Below are 23,202 nucleotides of genomic sequence, written 5' to 3'. Positions count from 1 at the left end.
AAGACGCACCGGCGACGGGGTCGCTACCTTCGGGTGATGGACGAAGCGCAGCAGGTGGCCGACTTCCGGGCCCGGCACGGCCTCAGCGGCCTGATCGACGTGCACACCCACTTCATGCCGTCGAACGTGATGGACAAGGTGTGGAGCTACTTCGACTCCGCCGGGCCGCTGGTGGGCCGGGCGTGGCCCATCACCTACCGGCACGCCGAGGAGGAGCGCGTCGAGCGGCTGCGGGGTTTCAGGGTCCGCCGGTTCACGGCGATGCTCTATCCGCACAAGCCCGCGATGGCCGCGTGGCTGAACGCGTGGGCGGTGGACTTCGCGGCCCGCACCCCCGATTGCCTGCACACCGCGACGTTCTATCCCGAGCCCGACGCCGCCGGCTACGTGGCCGCGGCACTCGAGCACGGGGCACGGGTGTTCAAGTCGCACATCCAGGTCGGCGACTACGACCCCAACGACCCGCTGCTCGACCCGGTGTGGGGACTGCTCGAGGATGCCGGCGTGCCGATCGTGATCCACTGCGGATCGGGACCGGCTCCGGGGACGCACACCGGGCCCGGACCGATCGCCGCGCTGCTGGAACGGTTCCCGCGGCTGGCGCTGATCGTCGCGCACATGGGCATGCCGGAGTACCGCCAGTTCCTCGATCTGGCGGAGAAGTACCCGCGGGTGCACCTGGACACCACCATGGCGTTCACCGACTTCACGCAGGAGTCGATGCCGTTCCCGGAGGACGAGCTGCCGCGGCTGCAGGCACTGGGGTCGAAGGTGCTGTTCGGCAGCGACTTCCCGAACATCCCGTACCCGTACGTCCATCAGCTCGAGGCGGTCGAACGGCTCGGTCTCGGCAGCGAATGGGTCCGCGCGGTGTGCTGGGACAACGCACAGGTCTTGTTCGGCGCGGTGTGAGCCGGGGGCTGTGTGGCCGAATGTCACATGGGTTCGATGTGATCGAACCCATGTGACATTCGGCCCCTCTCACGTGCAGCAGTTGGGGTCGAGGACGAGACGCAGTGCCTGCAGAGCCTCGTTGCAGGCGCGATGGTGGACGTTCATGCCGCGGCGCGTGGACTGCACCATCCCGGCCTTGCGCAGCTGGCCGAGGTGGTGGCTGACGGTCGACTCCGTCAGGCCCACGGCCGACGCCAGGTCGCACGTGCAGACGTCGTCCTCCCGCGTGGTGAGCAGGATCGACATCAGCTGGATCCGGGTCGGGTCGGCGAGCGCCTTGAGCCGCAGCGCCACCTCGAGGGCGGCTGCCTCGCTCATCGGTGCGGCCGAGACCGGCGCGCAGCAGATGGGGGCGGAGACGTCGATGACCGGGAGCGCCTTGGGCATGTCCCCATCATCCACCCCTCTTGACATATGTCAAAAAGGGGGTGACAGTGGGCGTACTAATTCGATGTATGTCTCACAGGTGGAGGTCATCATGTCCCGCGTTCAGCTCGCCCTCAACGTCGACGATCTGCAGGAGGCCGTGACGTTCTACTCGAAGCTGTTCGGCACCGAGCCGGCGAAGGTGAAGCCCGGCTACGCGAACTTCGCGATCGCCGAGCCGCCGCTGAAGCTCGTCCTGATCGAGAACGCGGGCAAGGGCGGCTCGATCAACCACCTCGGGGTGGAGGTGGAGTCGAGCGAAAAGGTGCACTCCGAAATCGCCCGCCTCACGGACGAAGGACTGTTCACCGACGAGGAGATCGGCACCACGTGCTGCTTCGCCACCCAGGACAAGGTGTGGGTCACCGGCCCGGCGGGGGAGAAGTGGGAGGTCTACACCGTCCTCGCCGATAGCGACACCTTCGGCACGAGCCCGAAGCTGCTCGACCAGGGCGAGAACTCGGAGGGAGTCTGCTGCGGCACCGCCGCCGAGCAGGAACCGGCGACCGGCACCGAGAAGGCGCCCGCCGCGACGACGTGCTGCTGAGCGACACCCACGGGCCCGCTACGGACGCACGTCCGTAGCGGGCCCGATCCGTCGGAGACGGGTCGTCGGCACGTCCGTGCCGCCGCAATCCGGTGCCGGACACCCGGCCGGAGCCCTATCGTGAGGGGATGACTGCCGACGAGCGCAGTGGCGGGGCGACGGGCGGGCGTCCGGCCCGGCCGTCGGAGGAGCTCACACCGCTGCCGGATCTGGTGCACGGCCGTCCCCGCGCGGGGCCGGTGCGCCGGCGTCGGCCCGTGTATGTGGACCTGTTGCCGCCGTGCAACGCCCGCTGCCCCGCCGGGGAGAACATCCAGGCCTGGCTGGCGCACGCGAAGGCCGGCCGCTACGAGCAGGCCTGGCGGCAGTTGGTCGCCGACAATCCGTTCGCCGCCATCCACGGCCGGGTGTGCTACCACCCCTGCGAATCCGTCTGCAACCGCGCCACTCTGGACAGCGCCGTGTCCATCCATTCGGTGGAGCGGTTTCTCGGCGACCGGGCGCGCGAGCAGGGCTGGATGTTCGAACCGCCGCCCGCCCGCAGCGGCAAGCGGGTACTGGTGATCGGTGCCGGACCGAGCGGGCTGTCCGCTGCCTGTCACCTCGCCCGCCGCGGCCACGACGTCGAGATCCGCGACGCCGGCTCCGAGCCCGGCGGGATGATGCGCTACGGCATCCCGAACTACCGGCTTCCGCGCGACGTGCTCGAGGCGGAACTGGAGCGGGTCGCGGCGCTGGGCGTGGAGCTGACCTGCAACCACCGGGTCGAGGACCTCGCGGCGGAACGCGCCGAGGGTGGTTTCGACGCGGTCTTCGTCGCGGTCGGCGCGCATCTGGCCAAACGGGTCGATATCCCGGCCTGCGACGCGGGCACGATGATCGACGCGGTGTCGTTCCTGCGCGGTGTCGCCGCCGGGGAACCCCCGGCCGTCGGGCGGCACGTTGCCGTCTACGGCGGCGGCAACACGGCGATGGACGCGGCCCGGGTGGCCCGCCGGCTCGGGGCCGAGGACGCGGTCATCGTCTATCGCCGCACCCGCGAGCAGATGTCCGCCCACGAGGAGGAAGCCGAGGACGCCGAACGCGAAGGCGTACGGATCAACTGGCTGCGCACGGTCACCGCCTTCGACGGTCCCGAACTGCAGGTCGAGGTCATGGAACTCGACGAGTCCGGTCGTCCGCGGCCGACCGGACGTTTCGAGACCCTGGCCGCGGACACCCTGATCATGGCGATCGGCCAGGAGACCGAGTCGGCGTTCATGCGCACGCTGCCCGGAGTCGAGTTCGAGCGCGACGGCAGCGTGCGGGTGGACGGGTCGCTGATGACCGGTTGCCCCGGGGTGTTCGCGGGCGGCGACATGGTGCCCGGCGAGCGCACCGTGACGGTAGGGGTGGGGCACGGGAAGAAGGCGGCACACCACATCGACGCCTGGTTGCGCCGAGTGCCCGACGAGCGGCCTGCCAAGCATCCGATCGCGACGTTCGACCAGCTGCACCTGTGGTACTTCGCCGACGCGGATCGGCGGGTGCAGCCCGAACTGCCTGTTGACCAACGCGTTTCCGGGTTCGACGAGGTGGTCGGCGGGGTGTCGGCCGAGGCGGCGACGTTCGAGGCGGGCCGGTGCCTGTCGTGCGGCAACTGCTTCGAGTGCGACGGCTGTCTCGGCGCGTGCCCGGAGGACGCGATCGTCAAGCTGGGTGCCGGCCACGGCTACCGGTACGACTACGACAAGTGCACCGGCTGCGCAGAGTGCTTCGAGCAGTGCCCGGTCCACGCCATCGAGATGTTTCCGGAGCCGACATGACGCGTGCCACGGTGGACGGTAACGAGGCGGCCGTGTCGGTTGCCTACCGGCTCAACGAAGTGTGCTGCATCTATCCGATCACCCCGTCGTCGGCGATGGCCGAGCTGGCCGACGAATGGTCCAGCCGGCACCGGCCGAACGTGTGGGGCACCGTGCCGAGTGTGGTGGAGATGCAGAGCGAGGGCGGCGCGGCGGGCGCGCTGCACGGCGCGCTGCAGGGCGGGGCACTGGCGACGACGTTCACCGCGTCGCAGGGGCTGCTGCTGATGATCCCGAACATGTACAAGATCGCCGGCGAGCTGACCTCGGCGGTCATGCACGTCGCCGCCCGGTCCCTGGCCGCGCAGGGACTGTCGATCTTCGGTGACCATTCGGACGTGATGGCGGTGCGCCAGACCGGGTTCGCGTTGCTCGCCTCGGCCTCGGTGCAGGAGGCGCACGATCTGGCGCTGGTGGCGCAGGCCGCCACCCTGCGGACGCGGGTGCCCTTCGTGCACTTCTTCGACGGCTTCCGCACCTCGCACGAGCTCAACACCATCGAGACGCTGGCCGACGACGACCTGCGGGCCCTGGTGCCCGAGGAGCTGATCCGCGAGCACCGCGGACGCGCGTTGTCGCCGGAGCGGCCGTTCATCCGGGGCACCGCGCAGAACCCGGACACCTACTTCCAGGCGCGTGAGACGGTCAACCCGTTCTACGCCCGGGTTCCGGCGGTGGTGGACGAGTTGATGACGCGGTTGGGGGAGCGCACCGGCCGCGACATGCGCATCGTCGACTACACCGGGCACCCCGAGGCGGAACGGGTGCTGGTGCTGATGGGGTCCGGGGCGCACACCGCGGCCGAAACCGCTGCCGCGCTCACCGCCCGCGGTGAGCGGGTCGGGGTGGTGCAGGTGCGGCTGTATCGGCCCTTCCCCGCCGAGGCGCTGTCGGCGGCGCTGCCGGCGACGGTGCGCACGATCGGCGTGCTGGACCGCACCAAGGAACCGGGTTCGCTCGGCGAGCCGCTGTATCTCGACGTCGTCGCGGCCCTCACCGAGGCACATGCCGACGGTGAGCGGGCCGTCATGCCCCGGGTCTGCGGCGGACGTTACGGCCTGTCGTCGAAGGAATTCACGCCCGGCATGGTCGCCGGCGTCTTCACCGAGCTCGCCCGCGAGCGGCCCCGGCGCCGGTTCACCGTCGGCATCGACGACGACGTGTCCGGCACCAGCATCACCTACGACCCGTCCTTCGACATCGAATCCCCCGACACCGTGCGGGCGATCTTCTACGGCCTGGGATCGGACGGCACGGTCGGGGCCAACAAGAACACCATCAAGATCCTCGGCGACGAGGAGCACCTGCACGCGCAGGGCTACTTCGTCTACGACTCGAAGAAGTCCGGCTCGCAGACCGTCTCGCACCTGCGCTTCGGGCCGCGGCCCATCCGCGCACCGTATCTGGTGAGCCGCGCGGACCTCGTCGGCTGCCATCAGTTCCGATTCCTCGACAAGATCGACGTCCTGGGGCCGGCCGCGCCGGGAGCGACCCTCCTGCTGAACTGCAGACACCGGCCGGGCGAGGTCTGGGACGCGCTGCCCCGCCGGGTCCAGGAACAGATCCTCGACAAACGGATCACGCTGTATGCGGTCGACGCGGGCCGGATCGCTCGTGAGGTCGGGCTCGCCGGGCGGATCAATGTCGTGCTGCAGACCTGCTTCTTCGCTATCTCGGATGTGCTGCCGCGCGAGCAGGCCGTCGCCCGGATCAAGAAGTCGGTGGAGAAGACCTACGGCAACCGCGGAGCCGACGTGCTGCGGCGCGAACTGGCCGCGGTGGACCGGGCATTGGAAGAGCTGCACCGGATCGATGTGCCCGACCGGGTGACCACCACGCGGGTGCCGGCGCCGATCGTGCCCGAGTACGCGCCCGAGTTCGTCCGCACCGTCACCGCGGAGATGATGGCCGGGCGCGGGGACGCCTTGCCGGTCAGCGCGTTTCCCGTGGACGGCACCTACCCGAGCGGCACCACCGCCTACGAGAAGCGCAACATTTCGGAACTGGTCGCGGTGTGGGACCCGGACACCTGCATCCAGTGCGGAAACTGCAGTTTCGTCTGTCCGCACAGCGTGATCCGTACCAAGTTCTACGACAAGTCCCACTTGGACGGTGCCCCGGAGCAGTTCGGCTCGGCGGCATTGGGCGCTGTGGGCCTGCCGGATGCCCGGTACACCCTGCAGGTCTACGCCGAGGACTGCACCGGATGCGGGCTGTGCGTCGAGGCCTGTCCTGCCGTGGCCCCCGGCGCGACGGTGACCAAGGCCATCAACCTCGCCCCCCGCGAACCGCGGGTGGCCCCCGAACGCGAGAACATCACCTTCTTCGAGACGCTGCCGACGGCCGACCGGGCCCGGGTGGACTTCGGCACCGTCCGCGGAACGCAGTTCCTCGAGCCGCTGTTCGAGTTTCCCGGCGCCTGCGCGGGCTGCGGGGAGACCCCGTACCTCAAGCTGCTCTCCCAGCTGTTCGGCGACCGGTTGATGATCGCGAACGCCACGGGCTGCTCGTCGATCTACGGCGGCAATCTGCCCACCACCCCCTGGACGACCAACGCGGACGGACGCGGCCCCGCCTGGTCCAATTCCCTGTTCGAGGACAACGCCGAATTCGGGCTGGGGTTCCGGCTGGCCGCCGACGAGCACACCCGGCTCGCCCGGCGGCGCCTGACCGAACTGCGCGAGGCGATCGGTGCCGACCTCGTCGACGACATCCTGACGGCGCCGCAACTGCGCGAGTCCGAGCTGCGCGCCCAGCGGGAGCGGGTGGCCGAACTCGAAACCCTGCTCGCAGAGCTGGATCCCGCCGTAACCGCCGACCTGCGCAGTGTGCTCGACCACCTGGTGCGGCGCAGCGTGTGGATCGTCGGCGGCGACGGCTGGGCCTACGACATCGGTGCCGGGGGCCTCGACCACGTCCTGGCCAGCGGCCGCAACGTCAACGTCCTCGTCCTCGACACCGAGGTGTATTCCAACACCGGGGGGCAGATGTCCAAGGCCACCCCGCTCGGGGCGGTCGCGAAGTTCGCCGCCGGCGGCAAGACGGTCCCGATGAAGGATCTCGCGTTGCAGGCCATCGCCTACGGCAACGTCTACGTCGCCCGGGTCGCGATGGGCGCCGATCCGCAACACACGTTGCAGGCGATGCGGGAAGCCGAAGCCTACGAGGGACCCTCGCTCGTGATCGCCTACAGTCAGTGCATCGCGCACGGCATCGACATGCGTCACGGGATGGACCAGCAGTACCGCGCGGTGGCCAGCGGGCACTGGCCGCTGATCCGCTACGACCCGGTGTTGCGGGCGGCCGGGCAGAATCCGTTCCTGCTCGATTCGCACCGGCCGAGGATTCCGCTCGAGGACTACCGCAGCCGCGAACTGCGGTACCGCGCGCTCGCCAACACCGATCCGGCGGAATACGACCGGCTCCTCGGCCTCTCCGAGGAGGCGATCGCTCAGCGCTGGGACCGGTACGAGGACATGGCGTCGCAAGGGTCGCACCACTTCACCGCCGACGCCCGCAAGGACCGCTGATGGACCTGTCGACGCGGTATCTGGGCCTGGCCCTGCCGAACCCACTGGTGGCGGCGGCATCCCCGCTGTCCCGCACGGTCGACGGTGTCCGACGGCTCGCCGGGGCAGGCGTCGGTGCGGTGGTGCTCTATTCGCTGTTCGAAGAGCAGCTGCTGCGCGAAGCGGAGCGCAATGCGGCACTGACCGAGCACGGTTCGCAGAGCTACGCCGAGTCCCTGTCGTACTTTCCGGAGGAAGCCGTCGAGGACCACGGACCGCGCCGCTACCTGAGTCTGCTCGAACGCGCCGCGCAGGCAGTCGCCGTCCCGGTGATCGGCAGCCTGAACGGCGTCACCCCGGGCGGGTGGGCGGGCTACGCCCGGTCGATGCAGGACGCCGGTGCGGCCGCGATCGAGCTGAACATCTACTACCTGCCCGGTGATCCGCACATCAGCGGCCGGGACGTCGAACAACGGCACCTCGACGTCCTGGCCCGGGTCGCGGACGCCGTCACCGTGCCGGTGGCGGTCAAGGTGAGCCCCCAGTTCAGTTCGATCGCCGAGATGGCGCTTCGCCTCGACGAGGCCGGGGCCGACGGGCTGGTGCTGTTCAACCGGTTCCTGCAGCCCGACATCGATCCCGAAACCCTCACCGTGGTGCCTGCCGTGACCCTCTCGACCGCTGCGGAAACCCGGCTGCCGCAGACCTGGATCGCGTTGCTGCGTGGACGGGTGCGTGCCGACCTGGCCGCGACCACCGGCGTCGAGGACGCCACCGACGTGATCAAGTACCTGCTCGCCGGCGCGGACGTCGTGCAGTCCGCCTCGGCGTTGCTGCGCCACGGTCCCGACTACGCCGCTGTCCTGCTCGACGGCGTGCGCGAGTGGATGCGCCGCAAGGGGTATCGCAGCGTCGACGAGTTCCGGGGGATGCTCGCCGTGCCGCCCGGCGCGGACGGGACCGGCCGCGGACGGGGCGACTACGTGAGCGCGCTCCGCGAGGCCGACCACCGCGCCTACGGCATCCTGTGAGCCGAGGTGGCCGAGTTCATACGCGGTGTGGTCCCGGCGAACCGGGGCCGGCGCCCGGTGCGCCGAGTGCGCCACCCGGGGGCAATTCCACCGCGACGATCCCCGCCCGCTGGGCGTGGTGGACGAATTCGGCGCCCGGACCGAAGAACAACCGGGGGCGTACGGCGTCGAGGCCGATCGGCCACAGCGTGCCGTAGTGGATCGGCACCGCCAGGCCCGCTGCCACCAGGCGCGCGACGACCGCGGCCCGGGACGGGTCGAGGTGGCCGTTGCCGAGGGTCGGACCCCAGCCCCCGACGGGTAGCAACGCGAGGTCCACCGGGCCGACGTGGTCGGCGAGGTCCGGGTACAGGTCGGTGTCGCCGGCGAAGTAGGTCCGCCGGTCCCCCTCGACGACGTACCCGATCGCCGGGGCGAGTTCCGGGCCGCGTCGCCAGCGCCGCCCGTCGTGTCGGGCGGGCACGGCGCGGACGGTGAGCGTGCCGATCCGTGTCTCGTCGCCGGGCCGCAGCGGCACCAGGCGGTCGGCGAATCGGCGCAGCGCGGGCAGGCCGTCGATCGCCCGCCACGGGGCCACGATCGGAACGTCCGGGTCGAGCAGCCGCAGCGACGGCAGGTGGGTGTGGTCGGCGTGCAGGTGTGAGAGCAGGACGGCGTCCGGGTTGCGCACGTGCGGCCCGATCGGGGTGGGCCCCCGGCGGCGGCGCAGATGCGCGACGCGGTCGGTCAGCACCGGATCGGTCAGGACGACCGTCCCGCGGTCCATGATCAGCGCGCTGGCATGTCCGAGCCAGCGCACACCGGATGTGGCGGCATCCGGACCCGGTGGCGTGCTCACGACCCTTACGATTCCAGACGAGGGAAGGGGCCGCGATGCGCACGGTGGGCGGCATGGTGCGGGTGCTCGTCGAGTTCCTGGTGCTGTGGGGGTCGTCGGCGCTCGCGCTCATGGTGCTCGACCGCATCCTCGACGGCATCACCCTGGACCCGTCGGGCTTCACTCCGCTACCGACGCTGCCGGCCGCGCTGGTGCTCGCGTTGGTGTTCGGCCTCCTGAACGCGGCGCTGTGGCCGGTGATGATGCGGTTGATGTCGTGGATCGGTCCGGTGCTGCTGTTCGTCGGGGTGTTCGTGGCGGGCGGTGTGATCATGCTGTTGACGCTCTACCTGGTACCGGTCGCGTCGGTGGACCAGCGCCGGGATGCGTTCTACCTCGCGGCGCTGCTCTCGCTGTTCACCTCCGTCGTCTCGGGCGCCATCGCGTCCCGTTCCGATACCGCGTACCGGCTGATGCAGGTGCGCCGACAGCGGTTCCGGTTGCGTCGCAACACCGCACTCGTGGACGCGTCCCCGGGGCTGTTGTGCATCCAGATCGACGGCCTCGGCTACGACGTGCTGCGTCGCGCGATCGCCGACGGTGTGACCCCCGCGCTGGCGAAGTTGGTGCGCGAGACCCACCGGCTGATGCCGTGGCACACCGACTGGAGCAGTCAGACGGGTGCGACCCAGCTGGGCGTGCTGCACGGCTCCAACCACAACGTGCCGGCGTTCCGCTGGTACGACAAGACCACCGAGCACGTCTCTGTGTTCAGCAACCCGGTCGACAACGAGCAACGCGAACTCGAACGCACCCACATCCCCGGCCTGCTGGCGCACGACGGTACGAGCCGGGGCAACCTGTTCACCGGCGGCGCGCACGACAACGTGCTCGTCGTCAGCCGGATGCGCGGTGCCCGCCTCGGCGGCGGTGCCGGCTACAGCGACTACTTCGCCGACCCGGCGAGCGCGCTGCGCACGTTCATCCGGATGCTCGCGGAACTGCAACGGGAACTACGCCAGTCGCTGCGGCAGAAGCGGAAGGACATCCAGCCGCGGGTGCCGCGGGGCGGGCTCTATCCGTTCGTGCGGGCGTTCGCGACCGTGCTCGCCACCGATGTCGCCGTCGCGGCGGTGGTGGGCGATCTGATCAAGGGGCGCAGCGTCGTCTACGTCGACCTGATCGGCTACGACGAGGTGTCGCACCACTCCGGCATCTCCCGGCCCGAGACCCTCGCGGTGCTGACCAAACTCGACGACGTCGTCGAGATGCTGCTCGCCGTGGTGGCGCAGGCCGATCGGCCCTACCGCGTCGTCGTGCTGTCCGACCACGGGCAGAGTCAGGGCGCGACCTTTCTGCAACGCTACGGGGAAACCTTGGGGCAGTTGGTCATCCGGCTGGCCACCCGGCGCGAACCGGCGAAGCGCCACTGGTACGAGCGCGAATCCGACGTCTCTGCCCAGCCCGGGTCGGAGGGGCGCGCCTACGCCGCGGCCAGCGTGCACTCGCCGGCCGCCGCCGAGGAGGCGCACGCCTGCGCGGGTGAGCCGATCGTGCTCGGCTCGGGCAACCTCGGCCTGGTCTACTTCCCGCACCTGCCCGGACGCGCCGACGTCGACGCCATCGAGGCCGCCCACCCTGGTCTGCTCACCGGGCTGCGCGAGCATCCCGGGATCGGCTTCCTGCTCGTGGCCGCTCCCGGGGGGTCCGTGGTGCTCGGGCCCCACGGCGAGGTCGACGTGACCACGGGGAAGGTCACCGGCCGGAACCCGCTGGCGGTGATGGGCCCCGACGCGCTGGCGAAGGTGCGTCGCACCGACACCTTCGACAACGTTGCCGACATCATGGTCGGCGGCACGTACTGGCCCGACACCGACGAGGTCGCGGCGTTCGAGGAGCAGGTCGGCTCGCACGGCGGCATGGGCGGACCGCAGAGCACTCCGTTTCTCGTCTACCCCGCCGATCTGCCCGCCCCGCCCGAACCGCTGCACGGCGCCGAAACCGTGCACACGGTGCTCGTCGGCTGGCGGGATTTTTCGACGGGACCGCGCCCAGCGGTGACGAAGCAGGACGCGACGACCGGTGCGGATGACCCGGGACGCCCGGCATCCCGGGGCTGACCGCGGGACAGACCGGCCGAGGAGAGGTGGAGCCGGCCGACCGCTTCGAGGCCGAGGGATCTCGGCGCGGCGTGGGAGGACCTCGAGGTCGGGGTCGAACACCTCACCCGATGGGAAGCGGATTGCGCTGGTCACCGACCGGATGATCACCGTCATCTCGTTCCCGGGTGCCGGGGCAGTGGCCGGACATACACTCGAGGCAGTCCTATCCGGCGGAGCACACCGGGACTGCGTGATTCGAGACGAGCATGACCGAGGCGGGTGCGGTTCCCCTCACCGCGGAGCGGTGGAGCGGCTCGTCGCCGAGTTCGACGGCCGTCCCCACCTGCATCGAGTGGAGGCGGTCGTGGCGCCGGCGTCGAGGACTTGCGGGGGTTCCGGTGCCGGACCTGCCCCGAGCTGGTCGAACGATTCGCCCGGCGGCGCCTGCTCGATCCGGTCGAGTCCGGGCAGTGTGCGGTGCCGTAGCAGCGGCGTCGACGCCGCTGTGGCGGTCGAGGAGGTCCGGTCGAGGAGGTGCACATCATGGAGTCGTTCTGGGATTTCCTGTGGTACACGATCGTCGTGTTCGTGTTCGCGGCGTATCTGATCGTGCTGTTCCAGATCCTGATCGATCTGTTCCGGGACCACACCGTCTCCGGCGTGGCCAAGGCCTTCTGGGTGGTGGTGCTGATCGTGGTCCCGTTCTTCAGCGCCTTGATCTACCTCGTGGTGCGCGGCCAGGGGATGGCCATCCGGGCCGGGCAGGCGCAGCTCGCGGCCAGGCAGACCACCGACGAGTACATCCGGCAGGTGACGGCCGGCAGATCTCCGGCCGGGCAGATCGCCGACGCGAAGGCCCTGCTCGACTCGGGTGCGATCACCCCCGCGGAGTTCGCGCAGCTCAAGGCCAAGGCGGTGGGGCAGAATACCGCCGGGCAGGGCACCACCGGGCGCGACAGCATGCCCCGTCGCTGACGAGCGACTGCACGAGGTGCCGGTGCGGGGACCGCCTGCGCCGGCCGTGACCTCGGGCCGAAGTAGACGTGCGGGGTGAAGGTGATGGAGACCGGACCGTCCCGGACCGTTCGCCTGTGGCGTCGGGCCCCGTGGAGCCGCAGTCCTTTGATGCGCCGGTACGACCGGATCGAATGGGTCGATGTGACCGGCACTCCGGTCGCCCCTCCGCGGAGCGGGGCGGACAGTGCCGCCACCGCCGTCGTCGCGGCCCTGGCGGTATGGACGGTGACGGCGGCGGCAGGAGCGGGGCTGTAAGGGCTGCACCGGTGGGCCGAGCATCGCCGAGGGGCGGCCTGGGACAGCGAGTGGCGCGGGCTGGGCACCACGCCGGGATGGCCGGCCTGAACGGCAGGTATGCGGCCGTGTGCGGACGCGCTCGAACGCGGAGCTCAGGGGGCGATGCGAGCGTTCGCGAGGTTATCGATTCTGCTCGGCGTTCCTGATGTCGATGGCGAGTTGGTCGGCGGCCATGTCGGTGGCTTTGGAGACGATCCGGTTGGCGGCTTTGATGTTTGCGACGATCTGATCGGCGAGGTTGGTTTCGTACACCACGATCACGCCGGCCTGGCCCTCGTCGAGGGTCTCACCGAGTTCTTTGACGTCGCTGCGTTTCATCCGGTCGCTGGCGTGCCCCACCACGGCCCCGAGGGCCGTCCCGCCGGCGGCGGCGCCGACGAGACCGATGCCCACGGGCGGGAACAGCGCCGCCACCACACCCACCGCCAGTCCCCAGCCGAGGCCGACCGCTGCCCCGTGGCGGGTGGGTTGTTCGTGCTTCTTGACGATGTGGACCTTCCCGTTCTCGTCCTTGGCGATGACGGACGCGTCGAAGTCGTGGGAGGTGCGTATCTCGCGGTACAGCTGCTCGAGTGCCTCGTAGTCCGCTACGGCGTCGTCGACGCTGTCGTATGCCGCAGCGCTCACGTACAGGATGTCGTGCTCGTGCTTGCTCATGTGCAAACCTCCGAAATCTGATCGACCTGCAGGGGCTGACCGACGGACGTCAGCGCCTGGCGGCCGTCGCGTTGCCGAGGGCGAAGCTCGGCCCGACGGCAGGATTCGTCCTAGTAGTCGGCTCGCGGATTCCAGGTCGACACCGCCCAGATGACCACCACGTCCAAGGCGATGATCAGGATCGACCACCACGGGTAGTACGGCAGCCACAGGAAGTTCGCCAGGATCGACAGTGCCGCGACGACGATCGCCGCTACCCGCGCCCACGTTGCGCCGGTGATCAAGGCGATGCCCACGACCACCAACACCACCCCGAGGACGATGTGGATCCACCCCCACGCGGTGAAGTCGAACTTGAACGTGTACTCCTGGCCCTGGACGAACAACTCGTCCTCGGCCACCGCGGCGATGCCCTGGAGCAACTGGACGATGCCGACGGTGGCCATGATGACCGCCGCCCCCACCGACGTGCCCGCCGCGATGCCCTGCTTGACGCTGATGCTTCCCGGATCGTGACGTACATCCTCGGACATTGCGGTCCCCTTCACAGGTTGGGATGAGACATCAGCAGTATGCGCCGATCCCGCATCCGCCTCGGGGAAAGTGCTGATCTTCCTCACCGTCCGGGGTGAACGGTGCGTGGTCCGGGAAACGGTCTCACGTGCTTTCGCTCGGTTGCACGAGGTGCCTTCCCCGGGCGGACACCGCGCCGAAAGTGGGCACACAGGGCGACCGTCAACGACGAACCCGGTTCCTGCCCCGTACCCGACCCGCTGTGCAGAGGACAGGGCCTCGGGCGGAGTCGGTTCGAGCGTTTCGCTACAGTGGGAGAGGCTCTGCGACGGCCGTTATCGACAGCGACGAGACGGGCCCGATCGACTATCTCGTCATCGAGTGGCCCGCCGCCGGCCCGTGCCCACCGCCGCAGGCGTTCGACATGACCTCGGGCCGGCCGACGATCCGAACAGACCCCACCGGCCTCGTGCAGAGAGGCCTGATTCCGCCGCGGGTGCGCCGATCGAAGTGGTATCGAAACGTGTTCCTACCCGTCCTGTTGTGCGGGACAATACTTCTCATGGACGACAGCGAAGTGCACGCCATCGACGTCGTCCGAATCCGACTCGGCCAGCGCTACCCCGACCTCGACCCCGAGGTGGTCGCGAGCCTGATCGAGGCCACGCTCGGTCGGCTCGACGGATGCCGCATCCGAGACTTCGTCCCCCTGCTGGTCGAACGGGCCGCCACGCGCACACTCGACGCGACGTACCACCGTGCACCGGAGTCTCGAGAACCGATGCGCACACCCGAACCGCCCGCGGTGACCGAGACCGGTGAGGTGCGGACCACGAGCAGCGTCCGGGTGCGGTGGGCCGTTCTCGTGCGTCGCTCACCACGCCAGTCGTAGACGGTGACAAGAGACGGCGAGGCCCGGGTCGGAACCGGAGTCGACGGTCGTCCACCACACCCGGGCGGGCGGGATGCTCGGCACGCAGCCAGGGTGTCGGCGACACACCCATGCCCGAAACCGGAGTCACGTCCTGAATCGGTTGGGAATCCGATACGAATCAACGACGGGGGGCTCAGGGCTGGGGTCCATCGCCAGTCCGGCGACGGCGGCCTTGGCGGTGCGCCCGACCCCGATCAGCGTGGCCGAGCCGGGGCCGGTCCAGTCCCCGTAGCCGAGCAGATGCAGCCGGGGTTCCTTCAACGCCTGGGTGCCCGCCACAGCGATCGAACCGTCCGGCCCACGCAGGTGCAACGGCCGCAGAGGCGTCAGGGCGGGCCGAAAACCGGTGGCCCACACGATCACCTCCACGTGCCGGCTCTCGCCGGTGTCGTCCCAGAAGACGCCGTCACGGGTCAGTCGGTCGAACATCGGCAGCGGATCCAGGGCGCCGCGGTCCCGGGCCGCGAGGACCTCCGGGACCATCACGATGTCACCGAGGTCGGTGATACCGCCCGGATCGGGGCGTCCGGCCGCCAGCGCCATCGCTCGCCGCGAGGCCATCTCGAACAACACGCGTCCGTCGACGTCGTCCGGCAGGAACCGCGGCGGCCGGGGGGTCACCCACGTGGTGCCTGTGACCTCCGAGATCTCGGCGACCAGCTGGGCCCCGGAGTTGCCGCCGCCGACCACCGCCACCGACTTACCGGCGAATTCACCCGGGGTGCGGTACTGCACGGTGTGTAACTGTCTGCCCGCGAAGCTGCGGGCTCCGGGATAGACGGGCCAGAACGGCTGCTGCCAGGTGCCGGTGGCACTGATCACCCGCCGTGCCCGCCACACCTGCTCCGCGGTGTCCACCCGCAGCCGCTCCCGGTCGTCGTCACGGGTGACCGCCCGCACCCGCACCGGCCGCCGCACCGGCAGGCCGTAGCGACGCTCGTACGCGGTCAGATACTCGATCACATGCCGAGCCGGTGGGAACCCGTCCCGCCACGGCGGCATCGGCCATCCCGGCAGCGACGCATACTCCGCCGGGGAGAACAGCCGCAGCGACGGCCAGGTGTGCGGCCACGCCCCGCCCGGCGCGGACCGGTCGTCGAGGATGACGAACTCGTGCCCGGCCCGGCGCAGGTAGTACCCGGCGGCCAGGCCGGCCTGCCCGCCCCCGATCACCACGACGTCCACCTCGATCGCGCTCATCGTCTCCCTCGTCACCCGTGGCCCGCCGCCGTGCGCGGACCGTCGATCTCAGCCGTCAGGGATGGTCGGGGGCGTCGAGCAGGCTCCCCGCGGCGATCAGGGCGGCATTGACGATCAGTCGTTCGGGGATCTCCTCGAACGTGACCGGTCCGAGTGCGACGGTCCGGCACGGGGAGTCGCCGCACACCGAGCAGCAGCAGCTGCTGCCGACGTCGGCGTCGAGCCAGTCCTCGAGCGGGCGGCCGGCGATCCAGATGCGGTTGGATTCGGCCGGGTTCGCGGTGAAGGCGGCGTCGTCGAGTTCGCGGACCTCGAGCTCCGGTGCGATGCCGAGCGGGCGCAGGACCTGCTCGAGCGTGCCGACCGCGTGCTGGACCTGCTCACCGGTGCCGGCGCAGCGGCGGCACGTCTGGCCCTGGCTGACCAGGCGTTGCCAGACGATGGGCAGTGCCGTCATCGCACACCCCTTCTCGGTTCGCGGGGAAGGTGGGAGTCGCCCCGGGCTCCAGTGTGGCCGACCCGGCCGGGCCGCAGGGCGTGTCCCGACGGATCCGGCCGGGCCCGCCCTGCGGTCGGGTCAGCTGCGGACGGCGCCAGGGACGAGTTCGGCGATCAGTGCCTCGACCCGCGTCTTGATCTCGTCGCGGATGGGGCGGACCGACTCGACGCCCTTGCCGGCCGGGTCCTCGAGCACCCAGTCGCGGTAGCTCTTGCCGGGGAAGACCGGGCAGGTGTCGCCGCAGCCCATGGTGATCACCACGTCGGAGGCTTTGACGGCGTCGGTGGTGAGGATCTTCGGGGATTGGGTGGAGATGTCGATGCCGAGCTCGGCCATGGCCTCGACGGCGGCGGGGTTGACCTGATCGGCGGGGGCGCTGCCGGCGGAACGGACCTCGACGGCGTCGCCGGCGAGGGCGGTGAGGAATCCGGCGGCCATCTGGGAGCGACCGGCGTTGTGCACGCACACGAACAGCACGGACGGCTTGGTGGTCATCGAGGGAACCTTTCGGGTGTCAGACGGTGGGAACGGCGGTGAGGTCGGCGAGCAGAGCGCGGACCCGGGCGTCGAGGTCGTCACGGAGGGTGCGGACCACCTCGAGGGATTGTCCGTCCGGGTCGGGGACGGTCCAGTCGAGGTAGCGCTTGCCTGGGTAGACGGCGCAGGCGTCGCCGCAGCCCATGGTCACGACCACGTCCGCGGCGGCGACGACGTCGTCGGTGAGCGGCTTGGGGAACTCGGCGCCGAGATCGAGTCCGAGTTCGGCCATGGCCTCGACCACGACCGGGTTGATCGCCGCGATCGGCGCGGAGCCGGCGGAGCGGACGTGGACGTGGCCACCGGCACGGTGGTCGAGCAGGGCGGCGGCCATCTGGGAGCGGCCGGCGTTGTGTACACAGACGAACAGCACCTCCGGAACGTCCTTGGCGACGGCGCCTTCGGCCTGGGCCAGCGCGGTCAGGCGTTCGGCGGCGAACCGCGGGGCGAGCGCGGTCAGGTGGGTGTAGACGGTGGCGGTGCGGCGCAGTGCCGCATAGGACTCGAACACCACCCGTTCGACGGTCTGCGGGGAGAAGATTCCGTCGTACTTGTCGGCGAGGTGCTCGGCGGCACGCTGGAGTACTGCCTGCGGCATGAGCAGTTCGGGCTGGTGGCGGTCGGACATGTCGTCTCCCTGGCTCTCGGGCTTCACGAAGCAGCGGGGGTGGCGGAGGGGGTGAAGCGCTTGCGCAGGGCGAGCGAGACGTAGACGAGGCCGACGAGCACGGGCACCTCGATGAGCGGCCCGACGACGCCCGCGAGGGCCTGCCCGGAGGTGACGCCGAAGGTGGCGATGGCCACGGCGATGGCGAGTTCGAAGTTGTTGCCGGCCGCGGTGAACGCGAGGGTGGTGGTGCGCTCGTAGCCCAGGCCCATCGCGGCGCCCAGGAGATAGCCGCCGCCCCACATGATCGCGAAGTACGCCAGCAGCGGCAGGGCGATGCGGGCGACGTCCCACGGGTGGGAGGTGATCTGCTCGCCCTGCAGCGCGAAGAGCATCACGATGGTGAACAGCAGCCCGTACAGGGCCCACGGCCCGATCCTGGGCAGGAACTTCTGCTCGTACCAGGTCCGGCCCTTGGCCTTCTCGCCGAAGTGCCGGGTGAGGAAACCGGCGAGCAGCGGGATGCCGAGGAAGATGAGCACCGACTTGGCGATCTGCCAGGGCGAGACGTCGAGGGTGGTCTGTTCGAGTCCGAGCCAGCCCGGCAGCACCGAGAGATAGAACCAGCCGAGGCCGGCGAACATGATCACCTGGAAGACGGAGTTCAGCGCGACCAGCACGGCGGCGGCTTCGCGGTCGCCGCAGGCGAGGTCGTTCCAGATGATGACCATGGCGATGCAGCGGGCCAGACCGACGATGATCAGTCCGGTGCGGTACTCGGGCAGGTCGGGCAGCATCAGCCAGGCCAGGGCGAACATCAACGCCGGCCCGACGATCCAGTTCAGGACCAGCGAGCCGATCAGCATCCGCCGGTCGCCGGTGACGGTGTCGAGCCGGTCGTAGCGCACCTTGGCCAGCACCGGGTACATCATGATCAGCAGGCCGAGGGCGATCGGCAGCGAGATGCCGTCGATCTCGACGGCGGAGATGATGTCGCCGAGGCCCGGGATCAGGCGGCCGAGCAACAGGCCGGCGACCATGGCGACGCCGATCCACACCGGCAGGAACCGGTCGAGTGTGGATAGCTTGCCGACCACGGCCGGATGGTCGCTGGTGGTGGTCACGAGGCGACCTCCTCGAGGGTGACGGCGGGCGTGCAGGACGAGGTCGCGACGATCCCGGATTCGACGGACAGCACCGCGGACAGCTGGGCCAGAGCGGAGGGGACGACCCGGTAGTGCACCCAGGTGCCGCGACGTTCGCAGTCGAGGAGGCCGGCCTCCCGCAGCACCTTCAGATGGTGCGAGATGGTCGGTTGCGACAGGTCGAAGGACGGTGAGATGTCGCACACGCAGCACTCGCCGCCCTCGTGGCTGGCGATCAGGCTCAGCATCCGCAGGCGCACCGGATCGCCCAGGGCCTTGAACATGCGGGCCAGGTCACCGGCCCAATCGGAGGTGAGCGGCTCGCGGCTGAGCGGCGGGCAGCAAGGCTCGTCCCCGCGCGGCGGTTGATTCGGCATGCGTCTATATTGACGGTTGTCGAAACACGGCGTCAAACGGACAGCCGGCCCGGTCGGAAGGAAACCCTCACGTGCGCACACCCTCGGTGCTGTTCGTCTGCGTGAAGAACGGCGGCAAGTCCCAGATGGCCGCCGCGCTGATGCGCCAGGCCGCCGGCGGCCGCATCGCCGTGCACTCCGCCGGAACGGCACCGGGTCCGGCGCTCAACGCCCTCTCGGTGCAGGCGCTCGAGGAGGTCGGCGCACCGGTGGACGGCGAGTACCCCAAGCCGATCGATCCGCAGCTGCTGCGGGAGGTCGACCTCGTCGTCACCCTCGGCCGCGACGCCCGCGTCGACGCGGCGTACGTGGAGAACTGGGACACCGACGAGCCGTCCGAGCGCGGCATCGACGGCATCGAACGGATGCGCCTCGTGCGCGACGACATCGCCGCCCGCGTCGACGCGCTCGCCGCCCGCCTGCTCGACTCCGCCTCCCCCACCCGCTGATCCGACCGATCCAGGAGAAACTCATGAGCACCATCGCAGTCTTCGAGCCGGCCCTGTGCTGCAACACCGGCGTGTGCGGCGACGACGTGGACCGGAACCTCGTCACCTTCACGGCCGACATGCAGTGGCTGAAGGATCAGGGTGCCGCCATCACCCGGCACAACCTCGCCAACGATCCGCTGGCCTTCGCGCACAATCCCGCCGTCAAGCGCTTCCTCGAGGTCGCCGGCTCCGCCGGTCTGCCACTCGTGCTCGTCGACGACGTCACCGTGCTCACCGGCCGCTACCCCGATCGGACCCAGCTCGCCGCGTGGGCGGGACTCGACGCCGCGCAGGCGCCCGTCGGCGCGACGATGCTGAATCTCGCGGACGATGCCTGCTGCACACCCGGCGACTCCACCTGCTGCTGAGCTGTCGAGGACGAGGAGATCACCGGATGACCACCCCCACGTTCCTGACCGACCCGCCGCGGTTCGTGTTCTTCACCGGCAAGGGCGGCGTCGGCAAGACCTCCATCGCCTGTGCGAGCGCGCTGAGCCTCGCCCGCGCCGGGAAGAAGGTGCTGCTGGTCTCGACGGACCCCGCCTCGAACGTCGGCCAGGTCTTCGGCCTGGCGATCGGCAACGCCCTCACCGCAATTCCCGCGGTGCCGGGCCTGTCGGCGCTCGAGATCGATCCCGAGCAGGCCGCCGACGCCTACCGTGAACGCATCGTCGGACCGGTGCGGGGTTTGCTGCCCGACGCGGAGATCGCCTCGATCACCGAGCAGCTCTCCGGTTCGTGCACCACCGAGGTCGCGTCCTTCGACGAGTTCACCTCCCTGCTGACCGACACCGACGGCGAGATCGCCTCGTTCGACCACGTGCTGTTCGACACCGCCCCCACCGGACACACCATCCGGCTGCTGCAGCTGCCCGGGAACTGGACCGAGTTCCTCGAGGCGGGCAAGGGTGACGCGTCGTGCCTCGGACCGCTCGCCGGGCTCGACAAGCAGAAGGTCATGTACGCCGCCGCGGTCGACGCACTGGCGGACCCGCAGCGCACCCGGCTCGTGCTCGTCGCCCGCGCCACCCGCTCCGCCCTCGCCGAGATCGACCGCACGCACGGCGAACTCGCCACCCTCGGGCTGAGCCGCCAGCACGTCGTCGTCAACGGCGTCCTGCCGGCGCCGTCCGGCGACACGGACCCTCTCGCCCTCGCGATCCACCGTCGCGAACAGGCCGCATTGGCGGGCATGCCGGCGGCGCTGAAACCGTTGCCACTGGACCTGATCGAGCTCAAGGCCGCGAACATGATCGGTCTCGATGCCCTCGGGACGCTGTTCGAGACGGCCGACGGCGGCATGGACCTCCCGCCGGAGACCGGCGCGGTGTCGGAGGCCGCGGATGCACCGCTGCGCGCCCTGATCGACGAGATCGAGCGGGACGGGCACGGTCTCGTGATGTGCATGGGCAAGGGCGGGGTCGGGAAGACCACGGTCGCCGCGGCCGTCGCCGTGGCCCTGGCCGAACGCGGACACGAGGTCCACCTGACCACCACCGACCCCGCCGCACACCTGACCGAGACCCTGCACGGCGACGTCGAACACCTCCACGTCTCGCGCATCGATCCCGCCGAGGCCACTCGCGCCTACCGCGAGCGGGTGATGGCCACCAAGGGTGCACACCTCGACGAGCAGGGCCGCGCGACCCTCGCCGAGGACCTGCGCTCCCCGTGCACCGAGGAAGTGGCTGTCTTCCAAGCCTTCTCGCGAGTGATCCAGGAGTCCCGGCGCAAGTTCGTCGTCGTCGACACCGCGCCCACCGGCCACACCCTGCTGCTGCTCGACGCCACCGGGTCCTACCACCGCGACGTCACCCGGCAGCTGGGCCCGGGCCTGCACGCCGTCACCCCGATGATGCGCCTGCAGGACCCGGCTTCGACCAAGGTCCTGTTGATCACCCTCGCCGAGACCACCCCCGTGCTCGAGGCCGCCGGGCTCCAGGCCGACCTCGAACGTGCCGGTATTCACCCCTGGGCGTGGGTGATCGACAACTCCGTGGCCGCCGCCGCGCCCACCGCGCCGCTGCTGCGCCGCCGCGCCGCCGCCGAGCTCGAACAGATCGACAAGATCCGTACCGAACTCGCCGATCGCTACGCGGTCGTGCCGCTGCTCGCGACCGAACCGGTCGGGGTGCCGGCGCTCAGGGCGCTCGGCGAAGTGTCCGCCCCGGTCGCCGTGCGGTAGCGCCCGGTTCCGACATGCGCGATCCCGCCCCGGCATCCGGGGCGGGATCGATGCGTGCGGCCGTGATCAGGCGCCGGCGGCCTCGAGGCCGGTGGTGATGTCGGCGAGGATGTCGTCGATGCCTTCGATGCCCACGGCGAGGCGGACCTGGCCGGGGGTGACGCCGGCGGCGAGTTGCTCGGTGGCGGTGAGCTGGGAGTGGGTGGTGGAGGCGGGGTGGATGACCAGCGAGCGGACGTCGCCGATGTTGGCGACGTGGCTGTGCAGGGTCAGTGCGTCGACGAACTTCTTGCCGGCGTCGACGCCGCCGGCGAGTTCGAAGGTGACGATGGCGCCGGTGCCGCGGGGGGCGAGCTGCCGGCCGCGCCGGTACCAGGGGGAGGAGGGCAGGCCGGCGTAGGACACCGCGGTGACCTCGGGGCGGGTGGTGAGGAATTCGGCGACGCGGGCGGCGTTGGCGACGTGCCGTTCCATGCGCAGCGACAGGGTTTCCAGGCCCTGGGCGATGAGGAAGGCGTTGAACGGGGAGACCGCGGCGCCGAGGTCGCGCAGCAGTTGCACGCGGGCCTTGAGGGCGTAGGCGGGGGCGCCGAGGTCGGCGTAGACCACGCCGTGGTAGCTGGGGTCGGGGGTGACGAACTGGGGGTGCCGCGCGGTGCCGTCGGGGCCGGTGGCGGTCCAGTCGAAGGTGCCGCCGTCGACGAGGACGCCGGCGATGGCGGTGCCGTGGCCGCCGAGGTATTTGGTGGCCGAGTGCACGACGATGTCGGCGCCGTGCTCGAGGGGGCGGATCAGGTAGGGGGTGGCGACGGTGTTGTCGACGATCAGCGGCAGGTGGTGCTCGTGGGCCACCCCGGAGATGCCCGGCAGGTCGAGGAGGTGGTTCTTGGGGTTGGCGATGGTTTCGCCGTAGAAGGCGCGGGTGGTGGGGCGGATCGCGGCGCGCCACTGGTCGAGGTCGTCGGGGTCGTCGACGAAGGTGACCTCGATGCCGAGTCGGGGCAGGGTGTAGTGGAACAGGTTGTAGGTGCCGCCGTAGAGGTAGGGGCTGGAGACGAGGTGGTCGCCGGCGGCGGCGAGGTTGAGCACGGCGAAGGTTTCGGCGGCCTGGCCGGAGGACAGCAGCAGGGCGGCGGCGCCGCCTTCGAGGGCGGCGATGCGTTGTTCGACCGCGTCCTGGGTGGGGTTCATGATGCGGGTGTAGATGTTGCCCGGTTCGGTGAGGCCGAACAGGGCGGCGGCGTGGTCGGTGCTGTCGAAGGTGTAGCTGGTGGTCTGGTAGATCGGCAGGGCGCGGGCGCGGGTGTCGCCGCCGCCGGGCTGGCCCACGTGGATCTGCTTGGTCTCGAAGCTCCAGCCGGCGGCGGGATCGGTTGCGGGGGTTTCGCTCATGGGTTGCTGCTCCGTCTTTCGTTCGACAATCGTCTCGAGGTGACGTGACGCTTCCCGCGCGGGACTCGACACGGGGAACGCC

The 23,202-nt window shown here is 70.3% G+C and carries 22 protein-coding genes; 11 read left to right on the top strand and 11 right to left on the bottom strand.

Going from position 1 to position 23,202, the window contains the following annotated elements:
- Window positions 1-36: 36 nt before the first annotated feature.
- Window positions 37-912 (top strand): amidohydrolase family protein, encoded by an 876-nt coding sequence (locus ISO16_RS14030; protein ID WP_029546395.1) that lies wholly within the window; start codon window positions 37-39, stop codon window positions 910-912.
- 69 nt (window positions 913-981) lie between these two features.
- Here ISO16_RS14030 and ISO16_RS14025 read toward each other — a convergent pair whose 3' ends face one another.
- The gene (locus ISO16_RS14025; RefSeq protein ID WP_006935749.1) at window positions 982-1,341 is read right to left on the bottom strand and encodes an Rv2640c family ArsR-like transcriptional regulator; all 360 of its coding nucleotides are present in this window, start codon (window positions 1,339-1,341) and stop codon (window positions 982-984) included.
- Between the two features lie 91 nt (window positions 1,342-1,432).
- Here ISO16_RS14025 and ISO16_RS14020 point away from each other — a divergent pair, with 91 nt between their 5' ends.
- The 4 genes from ISO16_RS14020 (at window position 1,433) to ISO16_RS14005 (ending at window position 8,311) form a co-directional block, all read left to right on the top strand.
- Window positions 1,433-1,927, top strand: coding sequence for an ArsI/CadI family heavy metal resistance metalloenzyme (locus ISO16_RS14020; RefSeq protein ID WP_029546394.1), 495 nt, complete (start codon window positions 1,433-1,435; stop codon window positions 1,925-1,927).
- 128 nt (window positions 1,928-2,055) lie between these two features.
- Window positions 2,056-3,732, top strand: coding sequence for an NAD(P)-binding protein (locus tag ISO16_RS14015; RefSeq protein WP_072636395.1), 1,677 nt, complete (start codon window positions 2,056-2,058; stop codon window positions 3,730-3,732).
- Window positions 3,729-7,301, top strand: coding sequence for a pyruvate:ferredoxin (flavodoxin) oxidoreductase (gene nifJ, locus ISO16_RS14010; protein ID WP_072636394.1), 3,573 nt, complete (start codon window positions 3,729-3,731; stop codon window positions 7,299-7,301). The genes ISO16_RS14015 and nifJ overlap by 4 nt, the downstream gene beginning before the upstream one ends.
- Window positions 7,301-8,311, top strand: coding sequence for a dihydroorotate dehydrogenase-like protein (locus ISO16_RS14005; RefSeq protein ID WP_075288577.1), 1,011 nt, complete (start codon window positions 7,301-7,303; stop codon window positions 8,309-8,311). Before nifJ ends, ISO16_RS14005 begins: the two co-directional genes overlap by 1 nt.
- Window positions 8,312-8,327: 16 nt before the next feature.
- Here ISO16_RS14005 and ISO16_RS14000 read toward each other — a convergent pair whose 3' ends face one another.
- Window positions 8,328-9,149, bottom strand: coding sequence for an MBL fold metallo-hydrolase (locus ISO16_RS14000; RefSeq protein WP_006945056.1), 822 nt, complete (start codon window positions 9,147-9,149; stop codon window positions 8,328-8,330).
- A gap of 35 nt (window positions 9,150-9,184) precedes the next feature.
- Here ISO16_RS14000 and ISO16_RS13995 point away from each other — a divergent pair, with 35 nt between their 5' ends.
- Both ISO16_RS13995 and ISO16_RS13990 read left to right on the top strand, forming a co-directional pair.
- Window positions 9,185-11,248 (top strand): phage holin family protein, encoded by a 2,064-nt coding sequence (locus ISO16_RS13995; RefSeq protein WP_072636392.1) that lies wholly within the window; start codon window positions 9,185-9,187, stop codon window positions 11,246-11,248.
- A 525-nt stretch (window positions 11,249-11,773) separates the two neighbouring features.
- Window positions 11,774-12,205 (top strand): SHOCT domain-containing protein, encoded by a 432-nt coding sequence (locus tag ISO16_RS13990; protein ID WP_072636448.1) that lies wholly within the window; start codon window positions 11,774-11,776, stop codon window positions 12,203-12,205.
- A gap of 459 nt (window positions 12,206-12,664) precedes the next feature.
- On the opposite strand, the gene ISO16_RS13985 is transcribed toward ISO16_RS13990, so the two are convergent.
- A complete protein-coding gene (locus tag ISO16_RS13985; RefSeq protein WP_072636391.1) occupies window positions 12,665-13,201 on the bottom strand; it encodes a DUF1269 domain-containing protein in 537 nt (178 codons plus the stop codon).
- 110 nt (window positions 13,202-13,311) lie between these two features.
- On the bottom strand, window positions 13,312-13,734 hold the full coding sequence (locus ISO16_RS13980) for a DUF7144 family membrane protein (protein ID WP_006945066.1): 423 nt from the start codon (window positions 13,732-13,734) through the stop codon (window positions 13,312-13,314).
- A 542-nt stretch (window positions 13,735-14,276) separates the two neighbouring features.
- Here ISO16_RS13980 and ISO16_RS13975 point away from each other — a divergent pair.
- Window positions 14,277-14,606 carry a three-helix bundle dimerization domain-containing protein gene (locus tag ISO16_RS13975; protein WP_072636390.1) on the top strand — a complete coding sequence of 110 codons (330 nt, stop codon included), beginning with the start codon at window positions 14,277-14,279 and terminating at the stop codon, window positions 14,604-14,606.
- Window positions 14,607-14,732: 126 nt separating this feature from the next.
- On the opposite strand, the gene ISO16_RS13970 is transcribed toward ISO16_RS13975, so the two are convergent.
- From ISO16_RS13970 to ISO16_RS13945, 6 genes are all read right to left on the bottom strand, one after another.
- Window positions 14,733-15,848, bottom strand: coding sequence for an ArsO family NAD(P)H-dependent flavin-containing monooxygenase (locus ISO16_RS13970; RefSeq protein ID WP_072636389.1), 1,116 nt, complete (start codon window positions 15,846-15,848; stop codon window positions 14,733-14,735).
- A gap of 55 nt (window positions 15,849-15,903) precedes the next feature.
- Window positions 15,904-16,305, bottom strand: coding sequence for a DUF2703 domain-containing protein (locus ISO16_RS13965; protein WP_072636388.1), 402 nt, complete (start codon window positions 16,303-16,305; stop codon window positions 15,904-15,906).
- 120 nt (window positions 16,306-16,425) lie between these two features.
- Window positions 16,426-16,842, bottom strand: a complete 417-nt coding sequence (locus ISO16_RS13960) for an arsenate reductase ArsC (RefSeq protein ID WP_072636387.1) — start codon at window positions 16,840-16,842, stop codon at window positions 16,426-16,428.
- A 19-nt stretch (window positions 16,843-16,861) separates the two neighbouring features.
- Window positions 16,862-17,512, bottom strand: a complete 651-nt coding sequence (locus ISO16_RS13955; protein ID WP_072636386.1) for an arsenate reductase ArsC — start codon at window positions 17,510-17,512, stop codon at window positions 16,862-16,864.
- Window positions 17,513-17,535: 23 nt separating this feature from the next.
- The gene (arsB, locus tag ISO16_RS13950) at window positions 17,536-18,615 is read right to left on the bottom strand and encodes an ACR3 family arsenite efflux transporter (RefSeq protein ID WP_050035983.1); all 1,080 of its coding nucleotides are present in this window, start codon (window positions 18,613-18,615) and stop codon (window positions 17,536-17,538) included.
- Window positions 18,612-19,013: an ArsR/SmtB family transcription factor gene (locus tag ISO16_RS13945; RefSeq protein WP_029546374.1), complete on the bottom strand. Its 402-nt coding sequence runs from the start codon at window positions 19,011-19,013 to the stop codon at window positions 18,612-18,614. The genes arsB and ISO16_RS13945 overlap by 4 nt, the downstream gene beginning before the upstream one ends.
- A gap of 71 nt (window positions 19,014-19,084) precedes the next feature.
- Between ISO16_RS13945 and ISO16_RS13940 the strand changes: the two genes are divergently transcribed.
- Genes ISO16_RS13940 through arsA form a run of 3 tightly spaced genes read left to right on the top strand, consistent with a single transcriptional unit; the run spans window position 19,085 to window position 21,728 of the window.
- Window positions 19,085-19,501, top strand: coding sequence for an arsenate-mycothiol transferase ArsC (locus tag ISO16_RS13940; RefSeq protein ID WP_029546373.1), 417 nt, complete (start codon window positions 19,085-19,087; stop codon window positions 19,499-19,501).
- A gap of 23 nt (window positions 19,502-19,524) precedes the next feature.
- Entirely contained in the window at window positions 19,525-19,911 is a 387-nt protein-coding gene (gene arsD / locus ISO16_RS13935) for an arsenite efflux transporter metallochaperone ArsD (protein ID WP_006945082.1), read from the top strand.
- A gap of 26 nt (window positions 19,912-19,937) precedes the next feature.
- Entirely contained in the window at window positions 19,938-21,728 is a 1,791-nt protein-coding gene (gene arsA, locus ISO16_RS13930) for an arsenical pump-driving ATPase (protein ID WP_072636385.1), read from the top strand.
- Window positions 21,729-21,794: 66 nt separating this feature from the next.
- Here arsA and ISO16_RS13925 read toward each other — a convergent pair whose 3' ends face one another.
- Window positions 21,795-23,120 (bottom strand): bifunctional o-acetylhomoserine/o-acetylserine sulfhydrylase, encoded by a 1,326-nt coding sequence (locus tag ISO16_RS13925; protein WP_065922022.1) that lies wholly within the window; start codon window positions 23,118-23,120, stop codon window positions 21,795-21,797.
- Window positions 23,121-23,202: the final 82 nt, after the last annotated feature.

It is taken from the genome of Rhodococcus sp. M8 (genome assembly GCF_015654185.1).
Classification (GTDB): domain Bacteria; phylum Actinomycetota; class Actinomycetes; order Mycobacteriales; family Mycobacteriaceae; genus Rhodococcus; species Rhodococcus aetherivorans.
Note: the sequence above shows the minus strand (reverse complement) of the source record. Positions and strands in the feature narration are given on the sequence as shown.

Coding starts and splice junctions, on each gene's coding strand:
- arsA (WP_072636385.1), top strand. CDS start 19,938: ATGACCACCCCCACGTTCCTGACCGACCCGCCGCGGTTCGTGTTCTTC.
- ISO16_RS13945 (WP_029546374.1), bottom strand. CDS start 19,013: ATGCCGAATCAACCGCCGCGCGGGGACGAGCCTTGCTGCCCGCCGCTC.
- ISO16_RS13965 (WP_072636388.1), bottom strand. CDS start 16,305: ATGACGGCACTGCCCATCGTCTGGCAACGCCTGGTCAGCCAGGGCCAG.
- arsD (WP_006945082.1), top strand. CDS start 19,525: ATGAGCACCATCGCAGTCTTCGAGCCGGCCCTGTGCTGCAACACCGGC.
- nifJ (WP_072636394.1), top strand. CDS start 3,729: ATGACGCGTGCCACGGTGGACGGTAACGAGGCGGCCGTGTCGGTTGCC.
- ISO16_RS13995 (WP_072636392.1), top strand. CDS start 9,185: ATGCGCACGGTGGGCGGCATGGTGCGGGTGCTCGTCGAGTTCCTGGTG.
- ISO16_RS14020 (WP_029546394.1), top strand. CDS start 1,433: ATGTCCCGCGTTCAGCTCGCCCTCAACGTCGACGATCTGCAGGAGGCC.
- ISO16_RS14030 (WP_029546395.1), top strand. CDS start 37: ATGGACGAAGCGCAGCAGGTGGCCGACTTCCGGGCCCGGCACGGCCTC.
- ISO16_RS13960 (WP_072636387.1), bottom strand. CDS start 16,842: ATGACCACCAAGCCGTCCGTGCTGTTCGTGTGCGTGCACAACGCCGGT.
- ISO16_RS13955 (WP_072636386.1), bottom strand. CDS start 17,512: ATGTCCGACCGCCACCAGCCCGAACTGCTCATGCCGCAGGCAGTACTC.
- ISO16_RS14005 (WP_075288577.1), top strand. CDS start 7,301: ATGGACCTGTCGACGCGGTATCTGGGCCTGGCCCTGCCGAACCCACTG.
- ISO16_RS13990 (WP_072636448.1), top strand. CDS start 11,774: ATGGAGTCGTTCTGGGATTTCCTGTGGTACACGATCGTCGTGTTCGTG.
- ISO16_RS14015 (WP_072636395.1), top strand. CDS start 2,056: ATGACTGCCGACGAGCGCAGTGGCGGGGCGACGGGCGGGCGTCCGGCC.
- ISO16_RS13980 (WP_006945066.1), bottom strand. CDS start 13,734: ATGTCCGAGGATGTACGTCACGATCCGGGAAGCATCAGCGTCAAGCAG.
- ISO16_RS13975 (WP_072636390.1), top strand. CDS start 14,277: ATGGACGACAGCGAAGTGCACGCCATCGACGTCGTCCGAATCCGACTC.
- ISO16_RS13970 (WP_072636389.1), bottom strand. CDS start 15,848: ATGAGCGCGATCGAGGTGGACGTCGTGGTGATCGGGGGCGGGCAGGCC.
- ISO16_RS13985 (WP_072636391.1), bottom strand. CDS start 13,201: ATGAGCAAGCACGAGCACGACATCCTGTACGTGAGCGCTGCGGCATAC.
- ISO16_RS13925 (WP_065922022.1), bottom strand. CDS start 23,120: ATGAGCGAAACCCCCGCAACCGATCCCGCCGCCGGCTGGAGCTTCGAG.
- ISO16_RS14025 (WP_006935749.1), bottom strand. CDS start 1,341: ATGCCCAAGGCGCTCCCGGTCATCGACGTCTCCGCCCCCATCTGCTGC.